At 54.4% G+C, this 21,565-nt stretch carries 17 protein-coding genes, 1 tRNA gene and 1 pseudogene; 12 read left to right on the top strand and 7 right to left on the bottom strand.

What is annotated here, in order from left to right; all coding sequences use genetic code 11:
* Positions 1-12: 12 nt before the first annotated feature.
* Positions 13-1,209: an enoyl-ACP reductase FabV gene (gene fabV / locus BLW01_RS09325; RefSeq protein WP_092569239.1), complete on the bottom strand. Its 1,197-nt coding sequence runs from the start codon at positions 1,207-1,209 to the stop codon at positions 13-15.
* 141 nt (positions 1,210-1,350) lie between these two features.
* On the opposite strand from fabV, the gene BLW01_RS09320 reads away from it, so the two are divergent.
* Positions 1,351-1,740: a DUF7079 family protein gene (locus BLW01_RS09320; protein WP_092569238.1), complete on the top strand. Its 390-nt coding sequence runs from the start codon at positions 1,351-1,353 to the stop codon at positions 1,738-1,740.
* A 14-nt stretch (positions 1,741-1,754) separates the two neighbouring features.
* On the opposite strand, the gene BLW01_RS09315 is transcribed toward BLW01_RS09320, so the two are convergent.
* A complete protein-coding gene (locus tag BLW01_RS09315) occupies positions 1,755-2,249 on the bottom strand; it encodes a glutathione peroxidase (RefSeq protein ID WP_092569237.1) in 495 nt (164 codons plus the stop codon).
* Between the two features lie 161 nt (positions 2,250-2,410).
* Here BLW01_RS09315 and BLW01_RS09310 point away from each other — a divergent pair, with 161 nt between their 5' ends.
* Complete coding sequence (locus BLW01_RS09310) at positions 2,411-4,060, top strand: acyl-CoA dehydrogenase family protein (RefSeq protein ID WP_092569236.1); 1,650 nt, start codon at positions 2,411-2,413, stop codon at positions 4,058-4,060.
* 68 nt (positions 4,061-4,128) lie between these two features.
* Here the strand turns inward: BLW01_RS09310 and BLW01_RS09305 are convergent, their stop codons facing one another.
* A complete protein-coding gene (locus BLW01_RS09305) occupies positions 4,129-4,737 on the bottom strand; it encodes a LysE family translocator (RefSeq protein WP_092569235.1) in 609 nt (202 codons plus the stop codon).
* Positions 4,738-4,807: 70 nt separating this feature from the next.
* Here BLW01_RS09305 and BLW01_RS09300 point away from each other — a divergent pair, with 70 nt between their 5' ends.
* The 3 genes from BLW01_RS09300 (at position 4,808) to BLW01_RS18550 (ending at position 6,506) form a co-directional block, all read left to right on the top strand.
* The gene (locus BLW01_RS09300) at positions 4,808-5,002 is read left to right on the top strand and encodes a hypothetical protein (RefSeq protein WP_092569234.1); all 195 of its coding nucleotides are present in this window, start codon (positions 4,808-4,810) and stop codon (positions 5,000-5,002) included.
* 496 nt (positions 5,003-5,498) lie between these two features.
* The gene (locus tag BLW01_RS18555) at positions 5,499-5,681 is read left to right on the top strand and encodes a hypothetical protein (protein WP_217635505.1); all 183 of its coding nucleotides are present in this window, start codon (positions 5,499-5,501) and stop codon (positions 5,679-5,681) included.
* Positions 5,682-5,867: 186 nt separating this feature from the next.
* Positions 5,868-6,506, top strand: a complete 639-nt coding sequence (locus tag BLW01_RS18550; protein ID WP_217635504.1) for a transposase — start codon at positions 5,868-5,870, stop codon at positions 6,504-6,506.
* 212 nt (positions 6,507-6,718) lie between these two features.
* Here BLW01_RS18550 and BLW01_RS09290 read toward each other — a convergent pair whose 3' ends face one another.
* Entirely contained in the window at positions 6,719-7,960 is a 1,242-nt protein-coding gene (locus tag BLW01_RS09290) for a cysteine desulfurase family protein (protein WP_217635503.1), read from the bottom strand.
* 70 nt (positions 7,961-8,030) lie between these two features.
* Here BLW01_RS09290 and BLW01_RS09285 point away from each other — a divergent pair, with 70 nt between their 5' ends.
* Genes BLW01_RS09285 through BLW01_RS09275 form a run of 3 tightly spaced genes read left to right on the top strand, consistent with a single transcriptional unit; the run spans position 8,031 to position 13,208 of the window.
* Positions 8,031-8,987 carry a DUF4007 family protein gene (locus BLW01_RS09285; protein WP_092569233.1) on the top strand — a complete coding sequence of 319 codons (957 nt, stop codon included), beginning with the start codon at positions 8,031-8,033 and terminating at the stop codon, positions 8,985-8,987.
* Positions 8,987-12,385: a DUF6079 family protein gene (locus BLW01_RS09280; RefSeq protein WP_175529803.1), complete on the top strand. Its 3,399-nt coding sequence runs from the start codon at positions 8,987-8,989 to the stop codon at positions 12,383-12,385. Before BLW01_RS09285 ends, BLW01_RS09280 begins: the two co-directional genes overlap by 1 nt.
* Positions 12,372-13,208: a phosphoadenosine phosphosulfate reductase family protein gene (locus tag BLW01_RS09275; protein WP_092569232.1), complete on the top strand. Its 837-nt coding sequence runs from the start codon at positions 12,372-12,374 to the stop codon at positions 13,206-13,208. Before BLW01_RS09280 ends, BLW01_RS09275 begins: the two co-directional genes overlap by 14 nt.
* Before the next feature lie 27 nt (positions 13,209-13,235).
* Here the strand turns inward: BLW01_RS09275 and BLW01_RS09270 are convergent, their stop codons facing one another.
* Both BLW01_RS09270 and ltrA read right to left on the bottom strand, forming a co-directional pair.
* Positions 13,236-15,548 carry a DUF262 domain-containing protein gene (locus BLW01_RS09270; RefSeq protein ID WP_092569231.1) on the bottom strand — a complete coding sequence of 771 codons (2,313 nt, stop codon included), beginning with the start codon at positions 15,546-15,548 and terminating at the stop codon, positions 13,236-13,238.
* 209 nt (positions 15,549-15,757) lie between these two features.
* Positions 15,758-17,029, bottom strand: a complete 1,272-nt coding sequence (gene ltrA / locus BLW01_RS09265) for a group II intron reverse transcriptase/maturase (protein ID WP_217635502.1) — start codon at positions 17,027-17,029, stop codon at positions 15,758-15,760.
* A gap of 810 nt (positions 17,030-17,839) precedes the next feature.
* On the opposite strand from ltrA, the pseudogene BLW01_RS09260 reads away from it, so the two are divergent.
* Positions 17,840-18,326 (top strand): annotated as a pseudogene (locus BLW01_RS09260) (IS3 family transposase); the annotation flags it as partial.
* A gap of 283 nt (positions 18,327-18,609) precedes the next feature.
* Here BLW01_RS09260 and BLW01_RS09255 read toward each other — a convergent pair.
* A tRNA-Leu gene (locus BLW01_RS09255) sits at positions 18,610-18,696 on the bottom strand.
* A 171-nt stretch (positions 18,697-18,867) separates the two neighbouring features.
* Here BLW01_RS09255 and queA point away from each other — a divergent pair.
* From queA to yajC, 3 genes are read left to right on the top strand one after another with little or no spacing between them, the layout of a single operon-like run.
* Positions 18,868-19,908: a tRNA preQ1(34) S-adenosylmethionine ribosyltransferase-isomerase QueA gene (gene queA / locus BLW01_RS09250; RefSeq protein ID WP_092569229.1), complete on the top strand. Its 1,041-nt coding sequence runs from the start codon at positions 18,868-18,870 to the stop codon at positions 19,906-19,908.
* Positions 19,909-19,968: 60 nt separating this feature from the next.
* Entirely contained in the window at positions 19,969-21,090 is a 1,122-nt protein-coding gene (tgt, locus tag BLW01_RS09245; protein ID WP_189462067.1) for a tRNA guanosine(34) transglycosylase Tgt, read from the top strand.
* A gap of 54 nt (positions 21,091-21,144) precedes the next feature.
* A complete protein-coding gene (gene yajC / locus BLW01_RS09240; protein WP_092569227.1) occupies positions 21,145-21,480 on the top strand; it encodes a preprotein translocase subunit YajC in 336 nt (111 codons plus the stop codon).
* Positions 21,481-21,565: the final 85 nt, after the last annotated feature.

Below are 21,565 nucleotides of genomic sequence, written 5' to 3'. Positions count from 1 at the left end.
CATCTATCGGGGTCAAATCTCCTCGACGTCGAATGTCGCTACCGGATCGACATCGGCGTCGTAGTCGACATCGTCACGATCGAAGCCGAACAACTTGAGGAATTCATGCTTGTAACCGGCATAGTCAGTGATGCTGTAGAGGTTGTCTGTCGTGACTTTAGGCCACAGTTCCTTGCAGGCCTGCTGGACATCATCACGCAATTCCCAGTCATCGAGTCGCAGGCGTCCGGCCTCGTCGGTCTCGAAGTGACCACCGTACAGCCGTTCAGCGAACAGACGGTTGAGCTGGTCGATGGTGCCCTCGTGCAGGCCTTGCTCCTTCATTACCTTGTAGACCATGGCGATATAAAGCGGCATGACAGGAATCGCGGCACTGGCCTGCGTCACCACCGATTTGAGCACCGCCACGTTGGCACCACCGCCATGCGGCTTGAGTTTGGCGTCGATCTCGCCCGCGGCCCGGTCGAGATCTTCCTTGGCCTTGCCCAACGCGCCATGCCAGTAAATGGGCCAGGTGATCTCGGTACCGATATAGCTGAATGCCACACTACGGGCTCCCGGCGCCAGCACCCTGGCATCATCCAGAGCATTGATCCAGAGTTCCCAGTCTTCTCCGCCCATCACCGTGACCGTGTCGGCGACTTCCTCGTCTGTGGCGGGTTCGACTTCCGCTTCGGTGATGGTGTCCTTGTTGGTGTCGATGGCGGTCGCGCGGTAGGTCTCCCCGATCGGCTTGAGCGCCGAGCGCTTGACCTCGCCGCTATCAGGCAGCTTGCGAACCGGCGACGCCAGCGAGTAGACCACCAGATCCACCTGCCCCATGTCACGCTTGATCAATTCGATCGCCTTGTCCCGCGCCTCATGCGAAAAGGCATCGCCATTGATGGACTTGCTGTAGATTCCATCGGCCTTGGCGAACCTGTCGAAGGCGGCCGCATTGTACCAACCCGCCGTCCCCGGGCGTTTCTCGGTTCCCGGCTTTTCGAAGAAAACGCCCAACGTGTCGGCACCATAGCCGAAGGCTGCCGTAATGCGGGCAGCCAGCCCATAGCCACTGGATGCACCAATGACCAGCACCTTTTTGGGGCCGTTTTCCCGATCGAAATCCCGCGCACGGGTCGTTTCGATCTGCTCGAGCACATTCTTCTCACAACCAGCGGGATGGGTCGTGGTACAGATGAAACCGCGGACCTTGGGTTTGATGATCACGAATAACCTCGATTAGTGCCATGATTTGCCGATATTCTAGCGGCTTACTGGAAATGTGTCCGCCCCTTGAGCCAAACAGCGCCTTGGCCGACCATGGCGGCAGTCAATCGGCATCACCCGCCGAGATGAGAGGAGAACGCCATGGACGCCCAAACCCTGGTCGACGAACGCGGCGAACTGTGGCTCGCGTTGGCCCCACTCTGGCTTGATCGCGAACCCCGCGAGACCGACTATCAGCGTATGGTCGAGGTCATAGAGCGGCACGATCTCAGCCTGGACGAACTGGAGTGGATATTCCGTCTGGAGCTCGCCCCGGTACTATCGCGCCATCAAATGTCGGTGGCCAGTGAATGGCGCGCGTTCGACGATCACAAGCTGATGCGACAACTCGTCGCCCACAACCTCCGGCTCAAAGGCTGGCGACGCAAGTGCTGGCTACTGTTCTCGGGTCTCACGACGATGATGACCCGCCACCGCTGGAACGAATTGATGCATCGCGTGATGGCGCATCGCAGGACACTGTCGGAATAGCCGACACGGCTCCCTCAGGGAGAAAACGGGGCATCCAACGCGTCTTCCAGAATGAGCTGAATCTCACGCGGGGCGACACGGGGGCCGAAGCGTCGAATGACCTGCCCATCACGCCCTACCAGAAACTTGGTGAAATTCCATTTGATCAAGGTCGTTCCCAGAACGCCCGGAGCCTGTTCGCGTAACTGCACGAACAGCGGATGCGCCTGCGGTCCATTGACCCGCACCTTTTCCATCAACGGGAACGACACACCGTACTCCCGCTCGCCGAACTGGCAAAAGGCACTGGCCGACTCCGGCGACTGACGGGCAAACTGGTTGCACGGAAACCCCAGAACAGTGAACCCCCGATCCCGATACCGCTGATAGAGCGTTTCGAGTTCCGCCAGTTGCGCCGTGTAACCACAACGACTGGCAACATTGACGATCAACAACACCTGTCCACGCAACGCGCCCAGGTTGAACGGTTCACCGCTATGGGTATGGCAATCGAGATCGTAATTCAGCATGGCAACGCTGTATTCCCTTTCCTGACATGTCACGATGCCATGACTTGCCTCAAGTCGCCAGCCAAAACGACATCGGATTCATCGTGTCGCTGCATGATCGACATTGACCCGCCGACACCAGCGCCCCATGCTCAACACAGTGCCTGATCGGAGCGATCATCATGACCCACGATACCGCGCGTTGCCGACTCGCCACCCATACCGTCACGAACCAACCGGCCCCGACCGGTGACCTTGACTTTCTGGCACTGGATATTCCGCTTCAGGAGGCACTGACTCGCGACGCCCCCACTTGGGTTGATCAGCGACTGGCTCCTTTGGGTGCCGATGTCGGCAGTACGGCCATGCAGACACTGGGGGAGCTGGCCAATCGCTATCCGCCCGAACTCCAGCTATTCGATCGCTACGGCCGTCGGCTTGACGAGGTTCGCTATCATCCCGCCTACCACTCGCTGATGCATTTGGCCTTCGACAATGGCTGGCATGCCGTCGCTTGGCAGGAAGAAGCCAACGGCGGGCATCAAGCCCATATCGCGGCACTGTACCTGCTCACTCAGGTGGAACCCGGCGTCTGTTGCCCTTTCACGATGACGCATGCCGCCATGCCGGCACTCCGTCACCAGCCTGATGTGCTGTCCGAGTGGGCCCCGAAATTGCTGGCCTGGGGTTACGACAATCGCCCGCTGCCCGCGGCCGATAAGTCGGCGATCACCATGGGCATGGCAATGACCGAGAAACAGGGCGGCAGCGATGTACGTGCCGCGACCACAATGGCTAGTCCCGACGCGGGCAACGGCTACCGACTGACCGGCCATAAATGGTTCTGCAGTGCGCCAATGTCCGACGCCTTCCTGACCCTGGCGCAGACTGACGATGGCCTGGGTTGTTTCCTGGTCCCCCGCTTCACGCCGGATGGCCATCGCAACGCGATCGAGATCCAGCGCCTCAAGGATAAATGCGGTAACCGATCGAATGCCTCGGCCGAGATCGAGTACCGTCAGGCCTGGTGCCAGGCGGTTGGCGCTCCGGACCGAGGCATCGCCACCATTCTGGAAATGGTGCAGCAGACACGACTGGATGCCGCCACCGCACCGGCAGGCATGATGCGCCAGGCCCTGCTGGAAGCATGGCACCATGCCCAGCAGCGGCACGTATTCGGCCAACGACTCGCCGATCAGCCGATGATGCGTATGGTGATCGCGGATCTGGCACTGGAGGTCGAGGCCAGCCTGGCCCTCGTCATGCGTACGGCCCGTGCCTTCGACTCCCCGGACGATGCCCATGAAATGGCCCTGGCTCGCCTGCTGCCGACGCTGGCCAAGTTCTGGCACAACAAGCGCAACGCCGGTTTCATGGCCGAAGCCATGGAGTGTCTGGGCGGTATCGGTTATGTGGAGGAGACGCCGCTGGCTCGCCTGTACCGGGAGGCTCCGGTCAACTCGATCTGGGAAGGGTCGGGCAACGTCATCTGTCTCGATGTGCTGCGTGTACTGACTCGCCATCCCGCCAGTATCGACGCTGTCATGCAGGAATTGGACACTGCACGCGGCATGGATCCGGACTACGACCGAACCATCGAGGAACTGTCACGCCTCCGAGGGGCCGCACCCGACATCCTGGAGCAACGTGCACGCTGGCTGACACAACGACTGGCCCAAGCGCTTCAGGCGTCACTACTGCTGCGTCACGCCCCCCGAGCGATCGGCCATGCGTTTTGCCAGTCACGGCTGGGCATGGCGAGCAGTCCTGTCTACGGCAACCTGCCGACGGAGGTGCCATTGGACGCGATTCTCTCCCGCATCACGCCATGAAAGCGTGACCCGTTCATCGCGATCCGAGGAACGACGAGTTGCCATTGCGCAGGAATTCACCGAACCGGCTAACCGATCAATACGCGAACGGCCAGGCCAACCAACAAGACCCCCGTGGCCCGGTTGATCCAGTGGGAATGTGCTCGTAGCCACGGTAGCACCGCCGAATGTGATAATCCGACGGCCACCAGAGTATACCAACCGCCATCGATCACCATGGCAGTGACAACGATCAGCGCCTTGGCAGCCACACTCATGTCGGGGCTGACGAACTGACTCAGCAACGCCACGAAGAACAGGATGAGCTTGGGATTGCCCAGCGCCACCAACATGCCTTCGCGTGCAGCCAACTGTCGGGTTTCTGCGATGCCATGGGGTGTCAACGTATCGCTCCGCCCCGCCCTGAGAGCCTTGATACCCAGCCATGCCAGGTAGAATGCACCGGCCCAGGTGATCCCCTGGAACAGCATGGGTTGGCGTGCAATCAGGGCACCCAGCCCCCATACGGTCAACAGGGCGTAAAGGCCGACACCCAAGGCGTGGGAAAGCGCCGCACTCACGCCCGCCAGCCGTCCTCCCCCCAGGGTATGACGCAACACCACGGCCAGACTCGGCCCCGGTGAGATAGCGCCCATGGCACAGACCGCGGCCAGCGACAACCACAGAGAAAACGGCATGTGACTCTCACCCAACCATCAGACAGAAGAACGCATCATGCCATGAAGGGCAGTCCCGAGGCACGCCGCCGTGGTGATTCCAAAGAGCAGCAGCTATGGTGAGCGTCTGGAGAGTGCGCTGAACCGCGCAGGCATTATTCTCAGCAACCAAACGCACCTGGAAACCCCTGAAATCATTGACCGCGCATTGGCATTGGTGGTCAAGCAACTCCAGGAGGAATGGAAGAACAACCTATGCCGCAAACATCTGACAGCACTGGAGTAGGCCCTGCGTGAGCAGCTAAGCATAACCCACGCCCACTGCGAATGCTCGATTCTGGCTCAGAACTAACTAGACCAAACCGGAAGTGGCGTAATTGACCTGCTCGCAGAGACCGACACCGGCTACTGAATCATCGACCACAAAACCGACACGGATAAAGAGGTACGAAAACACTGGAGTCAGCTCAATGCTTGCGCGAACAGCCTAAGGCAGGAAAACCCATTGTAATTCTCAAGTTGTCCCTCGCTGAATCAGGGACCTCTTGCCAGGCTGACTTTGGAAGACAGGGCATGACTCAAAAACTCATTGGCCTCCTGATTCATCAGCAGCGCCTTTGCGCAGGATATGTCTGCCCTGTTGGAAGGGTGTCGGCCTGACCACCGTAACATGGCTCGATCAGAAGCCTGCCCAACCCGAGGGGTGTGGCCCATTACAGTCTCGCCGTGCGGTGCTTCATCCCAGACCGACACCGGTTTCATCGTATGCCGGGAGAGCCGTCATGCCCAAGAATTCAGCAACGATTGATTTCATCATCGGGGGCGACACGCACAAGCATTCTCATACCGCGTCCATCGTCGATCGCAATGGTGCCGAACTTCATACCATCACCCTGGCCACTGATGCGTTTGGTGCCAAGTGCTTGCTCCAGTTCGCTCGCCAGCACGCGCCTATGGGCCATTGAGCGCTCAGGTATCTATGGAACGGATTAACCACCTTCCTGCTGGAGAAGGCCGAATGCGTCGCTGAAATCGATCGCCCGAGACGTCCGGCACGCCGCAACGACGCCAAGAGCAATGAGCTCGACGCCACGCGTGCGGCTCGTGAGGCGCTCAGCCGTCCCTACCTGGCCCAGCCGCGGCGCCGAGGGATGCGCGAGGCTGTCCGTGTGCTGGTGCGCTCTCGTCACGGCGCTGTACAGGCCAAGAGCCGTGCGGTGTGTCACCTCAAGTCGCTGGTAGTGACCGCTGCCACGCCACTGCGGCATCAATTGCATCCACTGGACACCAATGCGCTGATCGTCCGCTGTGCACGCCTACGCACGACAGCCCAGCAGGGCATCGAGCATCGCGGTACGGTCATGGCCCTGGAGACCGAGGCCAATGACCTGGAGTCACAGATCGAACTATGGGTCAGGGAGATGGCGCCGGAGCTGCTGGACGAGCCAGGCGTGGGCCCATTGACCGCCGCTGAGATTCTGATCGCGTGGTCACACTCCGGTCGTCTTCGTTCCGAGACGGCCTTTGCCATGCTGGCCGGCGTAGCGCCGATCCCCGCCTCATCCGGTCAGGTGGTGAGATACCGGCTCAACCGACATGGCGATCGAGCACTCAATTGTGCCCTGCACACCATCGTGCTTAATCGATCCACTTACCATGAAGAAACGCGTCAGTACGTGACGCGGCGTGTCACCGAGGGCAAAAGCGATCGAGAAATCCGCCGTTGCCTGAAGCGCTACCTGGCCAGACGCTTGTTTAAATTGCTCGAGAGTCGTGAAATGGCAGCTTGACAGACATAGAAGCATCCTAGGTATGGTGATCAACTGGACTCAACACGGGACTCTCGAAACGCTTCCGTTTTGAAAAGAGGCCACTCAGGCAAAGAACAGTGAGCGCAGCCCGAACAGAACCAACTTAACCATCAGGAACATCAGGTTGACGGCAAATACCGAGCCACCACTGAAGACTTGCACTCCGGCGAGCTAGGCGAGGATTTAGATTACTACATATCATTCGAGTCCCTACTGCGACTACAGCATGCCCCAGGCTCGTACTCGAAAACGGCGGCACTTATGTGTTGTACAACCTCATCAAGTTGCGATTGATCAGAGTACCTTCCGATACTAAACCTAACGGCTGAAGACGCCTTTTCTTCCGGTACTCCAATTGCCGCCAGAACATGAGAAGACTCAATGATGCCGCTAGTGCAAGCTGACCCTGTTGAGGCGCACACGAATGGCTGCAAGGAACCTAAGAAGCTATGAGCATCCACTCCATCAAAACAGATATTGATATTGCCGGGGTGACGCTGGTTCAGTGACGAGCCGTTAACCTCTACGACTACACCTTCATCACGCAACCTTTCTACAAACCAGTTATTCAACCAGCGCTGACGCTCTCTTTCCCCATGATCCCCGCACAACTCGATGGCCTTCGCAAAACCTACACAAAGAGGCGTTGGCACCGTTCCAGGGCGTACGCCCAACTGTTGTCCGCCACCTTGAATAATAGGCCTCAGTCTTCCTATGCTTTCGCGCGCCACATAGAGTGCACCTATACCTTTCGGCCCATAAACCTTATGAGCCGACAAGCTCATCAGATCAATCCCGGTCGCACGCACATCAATATCTAGCGCTTCCAGGGCCTGAGCTGCGTCGCTATGAAAAAGTGCTCCGTATTTATGAACAATTTCCGCAATCGAATCCAGATCCTGTACGGTGCCAATTTCGTTATTAACGGCCATCACTGAGACAAGCAGCACATCCGAATCGAGCATGCTGTCCAGCGCGGCTAGATCAATATGCCCTTTAGTATCAACGGGAATTTGATCCACTTGCATATCGTAATCAGTCTCCGCAGCACGTGCGGCCGATAGGACGCACTTATGCTCTACAGCACTAACCAAGATACGATCTCGGCTGCACTCCTGCCCCTTAGATAGACCAAGCACCGCTAAGTTGTTTGCTTCCGTGGCACCCGAGGTAAAAAAGATCTCATCTGGATCACCGCCAATGGAGTGTGCAATTTGAGCCTGAGCTGACTCTATCGCCTGCTGAGAACGCCAACCCAAGATGTGGTCGGAGGAGTGAGGATTGCCAAACGATTCTTCAAAATACGGCCTCATAGCCTCAACAACGCGCTTGTCGACCGGAGTCGTTGCCTGATAGTCCATGTAAATCGTGCTACCAACCCTCATTATTTTCTCCTGGATGAAGTCGCCAGATAAGAATAGCTGTTTATACATCCAGCATTCCCGTTGACGATAAAGGTTCAGGCCGTTATTGTCTACCTGGAACAATACTCCAGGGGGAGCCATGCAAGGAAGTCCACTCGAAGAATCCGATTACACTCCGCAGTTCTCCGGCCACGAAACTTTCCCGTTACGCTACGGATGGCTGAAAAAGGCATATGACGCAGTCGTTGAAGACCTAAACGAAGATCACGAACGGTCCATATTTTACGATGCAGGGGCGATTGCCAAGTTTGGTGTAGGCAAAAACATGGTCATCGCCATGCGCCATTGGGCAAGGCAGTGTGGCATGGTTCAGGGGGGCGGAAAAGGCAATGGTATTGCGCCCACGGAAATTGGGGAAAAAATTTTTGACAACAATGGGTTAGACCCATTCATGGAGTTCCCCTCCACTGCGTGGCTTATTCACTGGAAACTCGCTAGTTCGGCAGAAAAAACCACATGGTTTTGGTTCTTCAACCACTTTGCGGGCAATCAGTTTGAACGTCAGCAGCTAGTCGAAAATCTCACAAAGTTCGCGCGAGACCGCAACTGGGGTATTAGCTCACAAGCGACTATTAAGAGAGATGTTGAGTGCTTCGTTCGCACTTATGCGGCGCGCCCAATCACACAGAAGCAAACCTTAGAGGATAGCCTTGAATGCCCGCTCACCGAGCTAGGCCTTATTAAGGCGATCGGTAAAAATAGCGGCTTTCGCCTTGTACGTGGCCCTAAACCAACGCTCGGGGATGGCGTCTTCATCTACTCGATACTCGATTTTTGGCGCCGAGTATCTAGTGCGCAAACGCTTTCGTTCGAGGCTTTAGCCCATTACCCAGGGTCTCCTGGAAGGGTTTTCCTCCTCACCGAAGATGCATTAGCAGACCGCCTGAGCAATCTAGAAGAACAAACCAATGGCCAGCTGAAATGGTCTGAAACAGCAGGACTTAAGCAGCTAGTCCGGTCAGAAAAGCTAGACCTGGAAGATTGTGAGGAATGGATCGATCGGGACTATCCAAATAACAAGAGGAAGGTGGCGTGATGGCTTTGTCTAACCAGGTTTATGTCTCACAGCGTTTTCAGCGGGCAATCCGTATCGACTCCGACCTCAATGAGCCTGATGCACTAACAGGTTTTGTTTGCCCGGCATCCTCCGTTGAAGTTTTGCGGAGCATGAGCCAACACGTTGCTGAAAGCGGGCAGTGCGCCTTCACATGGACTGGACCTTATGGGAGCGGCAAATCAAGCCTTGTAATCGCACTAAGCGCCCTGCTCGATGCCAATAGGGATAAGCGAAAAGTCGCCGGAAAAACCGTTGGGTCAGAAACGGCACATACTGTCTGGAAAGCTTTCAAAGTCTCGAGAAAAGGTTGGACATCTGTCCCAGTTGTGGGCAGACGCGAAACAGCCGCCCAGGTGGTTGGTGATGCACTCAAAGAAAACCTGCTCGCGCCCGTTCCTGAAACCGGGTGGAATGAGAAAAACGTCCTCGAAACTATCTGTGAGCTCTCCGAGGAGAAAGACATACGCGACGGCCTCGTGTTGTTTCTTGATGAAATGGGGAAATTCTTAGAATCGGCTGCACAGGAAGGCGCCGATATACACCTATTCCAACAACTTGCTGAGCTTTCATCAAGGTCTCAAGGTCGCTTGGTCGTTGTCGGCATTCTTCACCAAGCTTTTGAGGAATATGCTGGACACTTTTCCAGAGAAATCCGCGAAGAGTGGTCAAAAATTCAAGGGCGTTTTGTCGATCTTGCCGTTAATACAGCAGGGGAAGAGCAGATAGATCTACTCGCACGGGCTATCTGCTCAGAACACGCACCAACAGCACCCGGGGACCAAGCCAAAACCGTTGCCGAATGCATCAAGCATAAGAAGCCCGGCGTTTCTGAAAACCTGGCACTCACGTTGGAGAAATGTTGGCCTCTCCACCCTGTTGTTGCAGGCCTTTTAGGCCCTATTTCTAGAAGACGTTTTGGTCAGAACCAACGCAGTCTTTTCGGATTCCTAAATTCAGCCGAGCCCAATGGTTTTCAGGATTTCCTGAACTCATCGGGCCCCAATGACCTATATAGCCCTGAATTACTCTGGGGATATCTAAGAACGAATCTTGAGCCCTCCATTCTAGCGTCACCCGACGGACATCGGTGGGCCATGGCTGCAGAAGCCGTTGATCGGTGCGAGGCAACTGGAGGGTCTTACCTTCAACTCAAACTGCTAAAAACGATCGCACTTCTTGATCTTTTCAGGGAGCGATCAGGGCTTTTTCCAAGCTACGCTCTTCTGCAAACAGTAGTAAACACTCCGCAGAGTGAGGTAAGTGACGCATTAGAAGGATTGAAGTCAGGCGCCTTAATCATCTACCGAAAACATCTTGGCGCTTACGGCATTTATGCGGGCAGTGATTTTGATATCGACGAAGCCGTCAATACAGCCCTGGAAGACGTTCACGATGTCAATTTTGAGACGCTAAAAAAGCTTGCTGGCATCCAGCCCGTCATAGCTAAACGTCATTACCATCGAACCGGCGCGTTGCGCTGGTTTGAAGTCAAGCTTGGCTCAATCAGCGCGTTAACTTCTACGGCTAAGCAGTTTAAAGAGACAGAAGAAACAGTCGGACTCTTCCTCGTAGCCATTCCAACAGCAAACGAGGATGAGTCGGAGGCGCGGAAGACGTGCAGAGAAGCTGCCAAAAAAGCTCCCAATGGCAACATCGTGGTTGGCCTTTCGCGTCATGCCTGGGCTATTAAGCGGATGGGGATGGAACTCGAGGCTCTTCAAAAGGTCCGTGACGAGCGAACTGAGCTGCAAGGGGATGAAGTCGCTCGCCGAGAAGTAGACGCACGCCTCATTTCACTGCAAAACCAGCTTGAACACGAACTAAGCTGTACACTGGAAGGTGCGGAGTGGTTTCGCTACGAGAAGCGAGCAATAACGCTAACGCAAAGCGGGTTGTCGGCTCTAGCCTCTAAGATCGCCGACAGAAAATACGATCAGTCGCCGGAAATCCTGAACGAACTCGTCAACCGCACCAAACCATCTAGCAGTGCGATTGCTGCTCAAAACGCGCTTCTGCGCCGGATGACGCAACATGAAAAGGAAGAACGCCTTGGCATTACTGGGTATCCGGCAGAAGGTGGACTTTACGAATCGCTTTTGGAAAGCACACGCCTACACAATAATCAAAATGAAAAACTTGGTTTTGTAGACCCGCGAGTTACTGACGATCCAGCCAATATCAAACCATTGTGGGATAGGGCCGAATCCTTCTTAAAGGAGGAATCTCACCGCTCAGTTTCAGTGAAGGAGATCCATGAGCGATGGGTCGCATCGCCGTACGGAGTTAAACAAGGATTGATGCCGATTCTCAGTGTCGCGTTCATCCTATCCATGCGGCACCAACTAGCCTTTTACCGTGAGGGGATCTTTCTTGCTCAGTTCTCCGATTTGGATGTAGACTACCTCGCTAAAGATCCAGACAGCATTCAACTTCGCTGGATGGATTTAACGCAAGTTTCAAAACGTTTGTTATCAGGAATGGCCGAAACCGCTCAGACGCTCAACCAGGAAAAAACGGTTTCTGGCGCAGCGCCTATAGATGTTGCTAGGTGCCTGATTTCCATATTTGACCGTTTGCCTACGTGGACGAAGCGTACCGCTCGCTTATCGGCAAATGCTGCCCAAATTCGCCATGTCTTCAAGCACGCCAGTGATCCCAACAAACTTTTGTTCAATGACTTACCGGCCCTCACTGGAGGCTCTTTCGACCTTGCAGATGATTCAGAAGTTGACCGCATTGTTGGATTGGTGCAAGAAGGGCTAACTGAGCTTACAAATGCTTATACAAAGATGCTTAACCGCCTCCGTGAAAACATGTTGGCAGAGCTACAAGTACCTAATGATTCAGCCCAAGCCTTATCCGATTTGCGAGACCGAGCGACCAACATCCAACAGATATCAGGCGATTTCCGCCTGGATGCCTTTATCACACGACTAGCCGGGTTTACAGGCACTGATGGTGACGTTGAAAGTATTGCAAGCCTTGCGGCTAACAAGCCTGCAAGAGATTGGGTTGATGCGGACCTTGATAGAGGTGCCATCGAAATTACCGATCTCGCCCAGCGTTTCTTAAGGACTGAGACGTTTGCAAGGGTCCAGGGACGTCCAAATAGGCGTCAATCAATGGCTGTTATGGTCTCAAAGGAAGGCCGCCCTACCCCGATGGTAGAGGAGTTTGAGCTAGCAAGCTCTGAACAAGATACCGTTAATGACCTTATTGACCAACTAGACCAAACACTCAAATCAAGCCAACCAGCGAAGAGTAGCATCATCCTAGCCGCCCTTGCCGAACTGAGTAGCCGGTACATGGAAACCGAAGTCGTTGGCGAGTCCGGACAATGTCAAATGCCGGAGGTATTAAACTATGACACAGAGTGAAAAGCACGTACTCGGCCTCTCCGGTGGTCGCGACAGCGCCGCGTTAGCAGTTTTTATGCGCCAAAACTACCCGCATCTAGACATCGAGTATTTCTTTACTGACACCGGTAAAGAGCTTCCTGAGGTTTATGAGTTTCTAGGCCAACTTGAAGGTTTCTTGGGGAAGCCCATTTTACGTCTTAACCCAGACCGGGACTTTGACTATTGGCTGAAGCAGTACAACCAATTCTTGCCGTCGCCACAGACTCGATGGTGCACAAGGCAACTCAAACTAAGACCCTTTGAACAATGGATTAAGCCCTACTTGGACGAAGGCACCTTGGTACACAGCTACGTGGCCATCCGTGCTGACGAGGAATACCGTGAAGGCTACAACGCTAAGCAAAAAAACCTCCAGGTCCACCTACCTTTCAAAGATAACGCCATCGACAAAGCTGGCGTAATGGAGATCCTTGACGCCTCTGGACTGGGCCTGCCGAAATACTACTCCTGGCGCTCGCGGAGTGGCTGCACCTTCTGTTTCTACCAACAGAAGATCGAATGGGTGCGACTTATGGAAGAACATCCCGACAAATTCGAAGAGGCCAAGCAATACGAAAAAACCGCTGTAGAAAATGGCTCCCCCTTCACTTGGACGCAAGGGGAATCTCTAGAAGAACTTTCACAACCTGAACGAATTCAACAAATCAAAGCTGATCACGAAAAACGACTTCAGCGCATGCGAGACAAAAAACAAACAAACCCACTCAGGCCTGACGAAGAGCCCATAGACATAGATGACCTTTATGGACAGGCGAAAGGTTGTTTAGCCTGCCATAAATGATCTAACCATTACCCATGGCCATAAATATTAGCTGTCATAACCAAGCCATGGGCCTATTACCTCCCAACTCCGATTTAACGTATTACAGTTTCTCTCCTCTATAAACTGCTCATTCCATTCATCAACCTTATTAACAGCATCTAACATATGAAGCCTGCTACCATTCGACAACAAATCTTCTGTCTTCTTTTTAAACTGGAACCCTTCTTTTCTCGCCCGCGCAAGCGCTTCATTCAATTCGGGATCCGTTTTTGCCACTAATGCAGAGTAGAAGAGTTTCTTTTTTGGCCAGCTCGCGTTTCCTACGCTCGAATTCTCTTTTTGAGGTAAAAGCACAAGGTTCCCAATTGTATGCCTCAAATAAGGCTCTCTATAAATCCCATCATCCCATCCGGAGCCAGAGTCTGAATCCGGCGCAACGTGTTCCACGGTAGCATACTTTTCAGATCGCCATATATCATAATTTATAAAATCAAGTTCATCGCTTGGCCTAACTTCCTCTCTTGTCAGAAGACCAGAATGACTCGAACTTTCCCGAGAGTTATGCGCAGCAGAAAACAACAAAAACCGACAAATTGCTCGAGAATGATTTGCCAACGGCACGTATCGTGCTTTATTAACCCAACTTTCTTTGTCTACAATGCCAAGCTTGGTTTTTCCAAGTGACAACCGCAATTCTTTCTTAAGATTTTCCACACCCCAAAGCTTATGATCATGCTTTATCCCAGTACATAAAGGATCACCACCAAAATTAGGCTTTTTCTCCATTATGTTTCTTAATTCTGTATCGATCCCACCGGTACCACCAGTAACGCTCCTTCGCAAAAGAAGAAATGCCGTAATAGCCTTTAATGCCCTGACGAACTGATCTTCATCGCCATCTCTATTGTATTGAGTCCAGTACCGAGCAATTATTGGGATTGCGAGGCTAGTACCAGTATCAGCTATAAAAGAACAACACAGCTTGATAACGTCTACATTTCGTTCGCCATGAAACGAATTCAACGAATCTATTCCCTTTGAATGCCAATATCTTGCTCGAAATTCAGAAATATCTGCTATAGAGTCAACGAATCTACGCCTTAAACGCGGGCTCTCTTCATCGGGAATACTATCAAATCTAGCTCTCAGAAAATTTCGCTGTAAACTTAAATCATATGGAAGCTTTTCGCCAACCAAAAATAACGCAAAGGATACCAACACTTCTTTTGTTTCTTTTTGCTTTTTAGTTGGGTCAACAAAAACTTCATCTATACATCCATCGATTCTCTCAAAATCCTGCTGACTAACCGAACCATTATAGCCGCTAGCTCTATTTTCATACTGTATAACTTTCGGCTTAAAGGTCTCCAATGCAGTAAGAGGCTCTCCTGTAGTATTTAACGCATCAAAGATATCGAACGCCGCATTTTCGTCGTCAGTTTCGACTCTTGTAATGACGACCGCCTGAGTCAAATAGGAAGAAAAAAGAACTAACCTTATAAGCCCCGCTACGGAATCAGATTTGGAAATTTCATCAAGCGCCCTATCCCTTTCCGAGTCCTCACTAAATACACCTATTTTTTCAAAGAACTCTTTAACTGCCCTAACCTTAAAACTGCCTGCCCCAAAAACTTCACTCTCAAGATCTGCTGCTTCCTCGTCCCCATTATATAGAATCAGAGAAAGTTGCTCTTTAATATAATTATAATTTGAACTTATACGCTCATGTTTTGCTTTATCTGATCGGCTCGGAATTTCAAACTTTGGTATCTCTTCTCTATAAAATTTTGCAAACTCCCACAATATATGCGATATCATGGACCTATACTCAGAGTCGTGATGCGATCGAGCTCTTGAATCTCCATCTCTTACGATCCGAGGAAAGGGGAAGCTTTGCCCTCTCCCTTGAAGTTGACCGGTTGTACATTGAAATAGAACTTCTCTATGAAATTCAACTTCATTATCTATCCAAGATTTTGTCTTTGGGCTAAGCTCGTGTGTATCATTGGACACCTCTACAATTTTTTCAATTAAGGCACAACAAATAAGAACCAATGTAGTTAACCTCTGCTGGCCATCCACAACCGCAAGTGAAGTCCCATCAAAAGATGACTCTTTTGACTTTTCAGTTACTAGTATTATGGTTCCCAAAAAGGTAAAAGGAGTATCCTCTTTTGATCTTGAAAGATAATAAAACCCATTCAAACAATCCTCCATGAGTCGCTTTACTTTTTCTTTACTCCAATCATAATTCCTCTGGTATTCTGGGATTTTAAATCCAGCATTACCGCTATGACTCGTCATAGTCTCACTCAGGTTTGACGCAGAAGCTTTAAAAAGCTCATCTACTTGTCGCATAAATATTCACCATGTATTGTTCGTCAAAAATTAATGTTGCTTATATAGTATCATAACATTTCAATATTATATTAAGCCAAAAACTTTTCAAACTCCCATGGATTCAGATAAGTCGGGTAGACCAGGCGATTGCTCGTCCCGGCCCCCCACAGATCCGGGCATGCGCGATTGACGCACCCGGCTCCTCAATCATCAGTTTTGCTGAAGGCTCAACACCTCTGCATGATCCGAGCAGGTGGCAGTGGCAACAAGCTAAGTAGTTGGGAAGCTTTATCCCATGAGAAATATGCTCTCTGGGATCGCCGCCTCAACCACCTAATCCAGGTTTCCGTCACATGCTGGCGAAACGACCGCAGCGACCGCATGTTGCCCCGGATGCCATAGTAGGCATAGTGCCCCTGCACCTTGCTTCTTAACCGCCTATGCTGCTCACGAATCGGCAGATGACGGTTCCACCGGCACCACAGAGCAATTCGCCTAAGGCTTCGCTGGAGCCGCCCCTTGGCAGTCTTCCGCTTAATGACCATCCGACCGTACCGAGATTTACCCCAATAGTGGGTGAACCCCAGAAAGTCGAAGGTCTCAGCGCGTTTCTCACGGTGTGGCCGAAACCGCACCAGGCGGGTCTTGGTTGAGTGCAGGGTGAGCCCGAAGCGCGCGAAGCGCTTGGGCAACACCTCCAGCACCTTGCGGGCATCGGCTTCGTTGCTGAATGCCAGCACAGCATCATCGGCGAACCTCGCCGAGAATGTCTGTCCTCGCAGGCGCGGTTTGACGTCGTTCTCAAACCACTCATCCAGCACATAGTGGAGGTAGACGTTCGCCAGCAACGGGGATATCACACCCCCTTGCGGGCTGCCTATCTCACCTTTCTGCCACTGCCCGGCTTCCAGTACCCCAGCCTTGAGCCACTTGCCGATCAAACGCAGGATCACACCGTCCTTCACTCGTTGCTGTAGAAACGCACGCAGGTGCTGGTGGTCGATCGTATCGAAGAAGGCTTGGATATCCAGGTCGATCACCCAGCCGCCTCCCATCGACATCAGCCCATCCCGTACCGTCTGTATCGCCTGGTGTGCCGAGCGACCTGGCCGGAAGCCATACGAGCCGTCCAGAAAATCATGCTCATAAAGCGGTTCCAGCAGAGCCACCACAGCACGCTGCAAGACTTTGTCTTCGAAGGTAGGAATGCCGATCGGCCGTGTGGCGTGACCATCTCCCTTGGGGATATGGACACGCCGAACTGGCGGCGCCTGGTAACGACCGCTCTTGGCTGCCTCCAGCAAGCGCTGGATATTGGCCTCGAAGTCGCGCGCGAAGTCGTCCGCCGTCTGGCCATCGATCCCGACGGCGCCGTCTCGGCGCGTCATCAGGTAGGCCGTCTTCAGCCACTGGACATCGAGGTGATGGGCCAGTGACGTGAAAGCACGCTGCGGGAAGCGCCCTGCCAGCGCTGCTATCCGCACTTGTTTCGTGTACATGGTTCCAGGTTCCTGAGCACCTGCCATGTGTCCCTCCTGCGGGCCTGATAATTGGCCGCCCCTTCCCTCCACCGGGTCCCGTCGAGCCGGTTCCCCGCCTTCATCGGTACTATGAGCGACTCCGACTCCCGTCCTTCCGTCCGGCTGGCTCCTTGTAATCGCCTTGCCGTACCCCCTGAGTACCCGTCAGTTTGCTTCCGATGCCATCAGGTACTACAGCACCAGACCGGGAGCTTTCGCCGCAGGCAGCCCCGCGCCTGAATCATTGCCTTTCGGGGGAGAAAGGCGGGCCTCCCAGGTTCCTGGGAAACCCTTGTATGAACATGCCCTGCTCTTTGACACCGGCGGCCCCGTCTCACCCAGCCTCAACGATGATTCGGTATTGCCTTCCAGTCAGTTAACACTGTCGGCGACCACGGTATTAGTCATTTCGGTGCTCAATCACACGGCCTGCTCACTCGCTGTGTACGCTTCGCAGTGTCGGTTGCCCGACACCACGCAACACTCGCTACCGGCTGGTGGCTAGCCTTGGCCGGGTGGGACTCTCACCCACTGGGTTTCACTCCATCCTTTCTGCTCTCCACTGGAAGAGTTCCCGGATGGCCAGGCTTTGCCTGGCGCACTAACTGCAGCACTTTGGCGTGAGCCGGTAGAGGTAAGAGGGCCGTCGACGGTATCCTCATCGCCTTTACCGACCACAGTGAAGTGCAGATGGGATACCAACAACTAACCCAACGACAACGATACCAGATTGAGGCCGGCTTACAGCACCAGTGCGGTCTTCAAACCATTGCCGGAATGATCGGATACAGCGACATCACCTACATCCACACCCACGAAGGCTGGCTCTACCTGTCGGTGGTTATCGACTTGTTCTCTCGGCAGGTCGGTCGTGGGCTGGTCGATGAAGCCACGAATGACCACCGACCTGGCCCTGGATGCCTTGCTGTCAGCCGTCTGGCGGCGCAAGCCCCAAGGACTTGTCATGGTGCATTCGGATCAGGGCAGCCAGTTCAGCAGTACGGACTGGTAGAGCTTTCTGAAGGTCAATCACCTGGAGGGCAGCATGAGCCATCGAGGTAACTGCCATGACAATGCCGTTGCCGAAAGCTTCTTCCAGCTCCTCAAACGAGAACGCATCAAGCGCCGGATCTATTCGACTCGGGAAACCGCCAGGAGCGATGTGTTCGACTATATCGAGATGTTCTACAACCCAAGGCGCCGTCACGGCACGAGCAATGGCTTGTCACCTGTCGAGTACGAACGGCGTTATACCCAGAGCCTGACGGGTGTCTAGAATACCCGGGACGATTCAAGTGGAGGCAGAGCCACCACAACGCAGATCGAAGATCTACAGCTATGGAGGCTTCCGGAACTCTCGTCTTTGAGCATAAGCATGTCGGAGGGCCATGAGGGATGACGATCCGAGCATACCAATTCGAATGGTGACGATTACGTATCAGGTAGGTTCCGTAGGGCATATCAAACCTCAGAAGTGGATCACCGAAGTGTCACACCACAGGGTCTGATCACGGCCCATAACCCGATGAATCCCATGGTTATTGGGTTCGTAGGTTACTTGGTGCCCGGGGTCGGACTCGAACCGACACGCTGTTGCCAGCGGCAGATTTTGAATCTGCTGCGTCTACCGATTTCGCCACCCGGGCGGCGGATGTGAATTATACGTAGGCGAGGCCACAGGTCAATAATCGTCTTTCGATCATGGAAAAAGACACGGCACGCGGCCTGACTTTACGGTCAGGAACGCGTATCCTATGGCGCCTGTAAAATGGACTGCTCATGCCAAGGTCCAGCCACGTTAACCCGAGCCGATATCGATGCAGCGTGCCGATTTTCATTACGACCTTCCCGAAGAGCTGATTGCCCGTTATCCATCGGAGCAACGCAGCGACTGCCGTCTACTGTGCGTCGATGGCCCCAGCGGAGAGCTGGCACATCGCCGTTTTCCGGATCTGGTTGACCTGCTGGCACCTGGCGACCTGCTGGTGTTCAACGATACTCGCGTCATCCCGGCGCGCCTGCATGGCCACAAGGTCAGTGGCGGCAAGGTGGAAATGCTCCTCGAGCGTCCCCTCGACACGCACCGTGGACTGGCGCATCTACGCGCCAGCAAGGCCCCCAGACCCGGTACGCAACTGATGTTCGAGGGCGATATCCATGCGGTGGTCGAGGCTCGCCGCGAGGCGTTCTTCGAGTTGCGCTTCCTGGGCGACACCCCCATGATCGAACTGCTCGAGCGTCATGGACATATGCCGCTCCCGCCTTACATCGACAGGGCCGATGAGACCAGTGATCGCGATCGTTATCAAACCGTCTATGCGCGTCGTGACGGCGCCGTGGCCGCACCGACCGCCGGCCTCCATTTCGATGAACCGATGCTGGAACGACTCGCGGCCAAGGGGGTGGAAAGCGCATTCGTGACCCTGCATGTCGGGGCCGGAACCTTTCAGCCGGTTCGTGTCGATGACATACGCGAGCACGACATGCACAGCGAATGGCTGGAGGTCGATGAGGCCACCTGCGCCAAGGTTCAACGGACGAAAGCCGCCGGGCGTCGCGTCATCGCCGTGGGGACGACCAGTGTCCGGTGTCTTGAAACGGCAGCCATGAATGCGCCTGACGGGGATATCGCGCCGTTCCAGGGCGATACCGATATCTTTATCTATCCGGGCTATGAATGGCGCTGTGTCGATGCGCTGATCACCAATTTCCATCTCCCGGAATCGACGCTGCTGATGCTGGTGTCGTCGTTTTCCGGGCATGCCACCGTGATGGAAGCGTATCGTGAAGCGGTCGATCGGCACTATGCCTTCTTCAGCTATGGCGACGCCATGTTTCTGACCCGCCGGTCCCCCTGATCACTTCCCGGACTCGATTCCGTCAACGCAGAGAGAGACGGCATGCGCAACGACTGTTTCATGACCTTCGACCACCTTGCCAGTGATGGCCGCGCCCGGCGTGGCCGCCTGACGTTCCCCCGCGGTACGGTGGAAACACCTGCTTTCATGCCCGTCGGCACCTACGGGACCGTCAAAGGCATGACACCTGCCGATGTTGAAGCGATTGGCGCCGACATCATTCTGGGCAATACCTTCCATCTGTGGTTGCGGCCCGGCGTCGAGGTCGTGGAAGCGCACGGCGATCTGCATGACTTCGCCCAGTGGCAACGGCCGATTCTGACCGACTCCGGCGGCTTCCAGGTCTTTTCCTTGGGCGAAATGCGCAAGATCACCGAGCAGGGGGTTCACTTTCGTTCACCGGTGGACGGCGCCAAGATATTCATGGGTCCGGAAGAGTCGATGGCCGTCCAGCGCTCGCTGGGCTCGGACATCGTGATGATATTCGATGAATGTACGCCCTACCCCGCAACCGAAGCGGAGGCTGAGGCCTCGATGGAACTGTCGTTGCGGTGGGCGAAGCGTTCGCGTGAGGCCCATGATGACTCCCCCTCCGCCCTGTTCGGCATCATCCAGGGCGGAATGTACCCACACCTTCGGGAACGCTCGCTCGCCGGCCTATCGGAGATCGGGTTCGACGGTCTCGCTATCGGCGGATTGTCCGTTGGTGAACCCAAGTCGGATATGCTGGCGGTGCTCGATTATCTGCCGACCTGGATGCCGGAGGACAAGCCCCGCTATCTAATGGGCGTCGGCAAACCGGAAGACCTGGTGGAGGGAGTTCGCCGGGGCATCGACATGTTTGACTGCGTGATGCCCACCCGCAATGCCCGTAACGGCCACCTGTTCACGGACGAGGGTACGGTCAAGATCCGCAACGCACGCCATCGCCACGACATCAATCCGCTGGAGGCGGGCTGTGACTGCTATACCTGCCAACACTTTTCACGCAGCTACCTCCACCATCTGGACCGTTGTGGTGAAATGCTTGGCTCAATGCTCAATACCATCCACAATCTGCGTCACTATCAAAGGCTGATGGCCGGTTTGCGCGGTGCCATCGAAGCGGGTACATTGGCGAACTTCGTCAATGCATTCTACGAACACCGCGGGTTACCAGTGCCGACTGCACCGGCGGCGTAGGCAAGACCCAAAATGACTCGTTTTATACGCAACTCTCGCAGGAGACCCTAACCGATGCTGGATTTCTTCATTTCCCCGGCACATGCCGAAGGCGGAGTAGGCGCAGGTGGCGGTATCGCGCAGATCGTCATGCTGGTCGGCTTCGTGCTGATCTTCTACTTTCTGCTGTGGCGCCCGCAGGCCAAGCGTGCCAAGCAACACAAGCAGCTGATCAACGGCCTCAGCAAGGGTGACGAAATCGTCATTGGCGGCGGTTTGCTGGGCCGCGTCACCAGCGTCAGCGACGACAGTGAGTTCATCACCATGGAGATCTCCGAGGGCACTGAAGTCAGCGTTCAGAAGAATGCTGTGGCCGCCGTACTGCCCAAAGGCACGCTCAAGTCCATTTGACCCGTGCCGACATCGCCGTCGGGCAGCAGACGTGCTTCCCGGCGGGGATACAGGGTATTTCCTTTCGTTCCCTGTCCGCGAGACC

Origin of the sequence: Aidingimonas halophila, assembly GCF_900106955.1 — a bacterium.
Taxonomy (GTDB): Bacteria; Pseudomonadota; Gammaproteobacteria; order Pseudomonadales; family Halomonadaceae; genus Aidingimonas; species Aidingimonas halophila.
Note: the sequence above shows the minus strand (reverse complement) of the source record. Positions and strands in the feature narration are given on the sequence as shown.

Bases quoted from the DNA above. Each gene is read 5' to 3' on its own strand.
- ltrA (WP_217635502.1), bottom strand. From the start codon at position 17,029: ATGTACACGAAACAAGTGCGGATAGCAGCGCTGGCAGGGCGCTTCCCG.
- BLW01_RS09290 (WP_217635503.1), bottom strand. From the start codon at position 7,960: ATGTATAAACAGCTATTCTTATCTGGCGACTTCATCCAGGAGAAAATA.
- BLW01_RS09280 (WP_175529803.1), top strand. From the start codon at position 8,987: ATGGCTTTGTCTAACCAGGTTTATGTCTCACAGCGTTTTCAGCGGGCA.
- BLW01_RS09310 (WP_092569236.1), top strand. From the start codon at position 2,411: ATGACCCACGATACCGCGCGTTGCCGACTCGCCACCCATACCGTCACG.
- queA (WP_092569229.1), top strand. From the start codon at position 18,868: ATGCAGCGTGCCGATTTTCATTACGACCTTCCCGAAGAGCTGATTGCC.
- yajC (WP_092569227.1), top strand. From the start codon at position 21,145: ATGCTGGATTTCTTCATTTCCCCGGCACATGCCGAAGGCGGAGTAGGC.
- tgt (WP_189462067.1), top strand. From the start codon at position 19,969: ATGACCTTCGACCACCTTGCCAGTGATGGCCGCGCCCGGCGTGGCCGC.
- BLW01_RS09275 (WP_092569232.1), top strand. From the start codon at position 12,372: ATGACACAGAGTGAAAAGCACGTACTCGGCCTCTCCGGTGGTCGCGAC.
- BLW01_RS09285 (WP_092569233.1), top strand. From the start codon at position 8,031: ATGCAAGGAAGTCCACTCGAAGAATCCGATTACACTCCGCAGTTCTCC.
- BLW01_RS09270 (WP_092569231.1), bottom strand. From the start codon at position 15,548: ATGCGACAAGTAGATGAGCTTTTTAAAGCTTCTGCGTCAAACCTGAGT.
- BLW01_RS09315 (WP_092569237.1), bottom strand. From the start codon at position 2,249: ATGCTGAATTACGATCTCGATTGCCATACCCATAGCGGTGAACCGTTC.
- BLW01_RS18550 (WP_217635504.1), top strand. From the start codon at position 5,868: ATGCGCGAGGCTGTCCGTGTGCTGGTGCGCTCTCGTCACGGCGCTGTA.
- BLW01_RS18555 (WP_217635505.1), top strand. From the start codon at position 5,499: ATGCCCAAGAATTCAGCAACGATTGATTTCATCATCGGGGGCGACACG.
- BLW01_RS09305 (WP_092569235.1), bottom strand. From the start codon at position 4,737: ATGCCGTTTTCTCTGTGGTTGTCGCTGGCCGCGGTCTGTGCCATGGGC.
- BLW01_RS09320 (WP_092569238.1), top strand. From the start codon at position 1,351: ATGGACGCCCAAACCCTGGTCGACGAACGCGGCGAACTGTGGCTCGCG.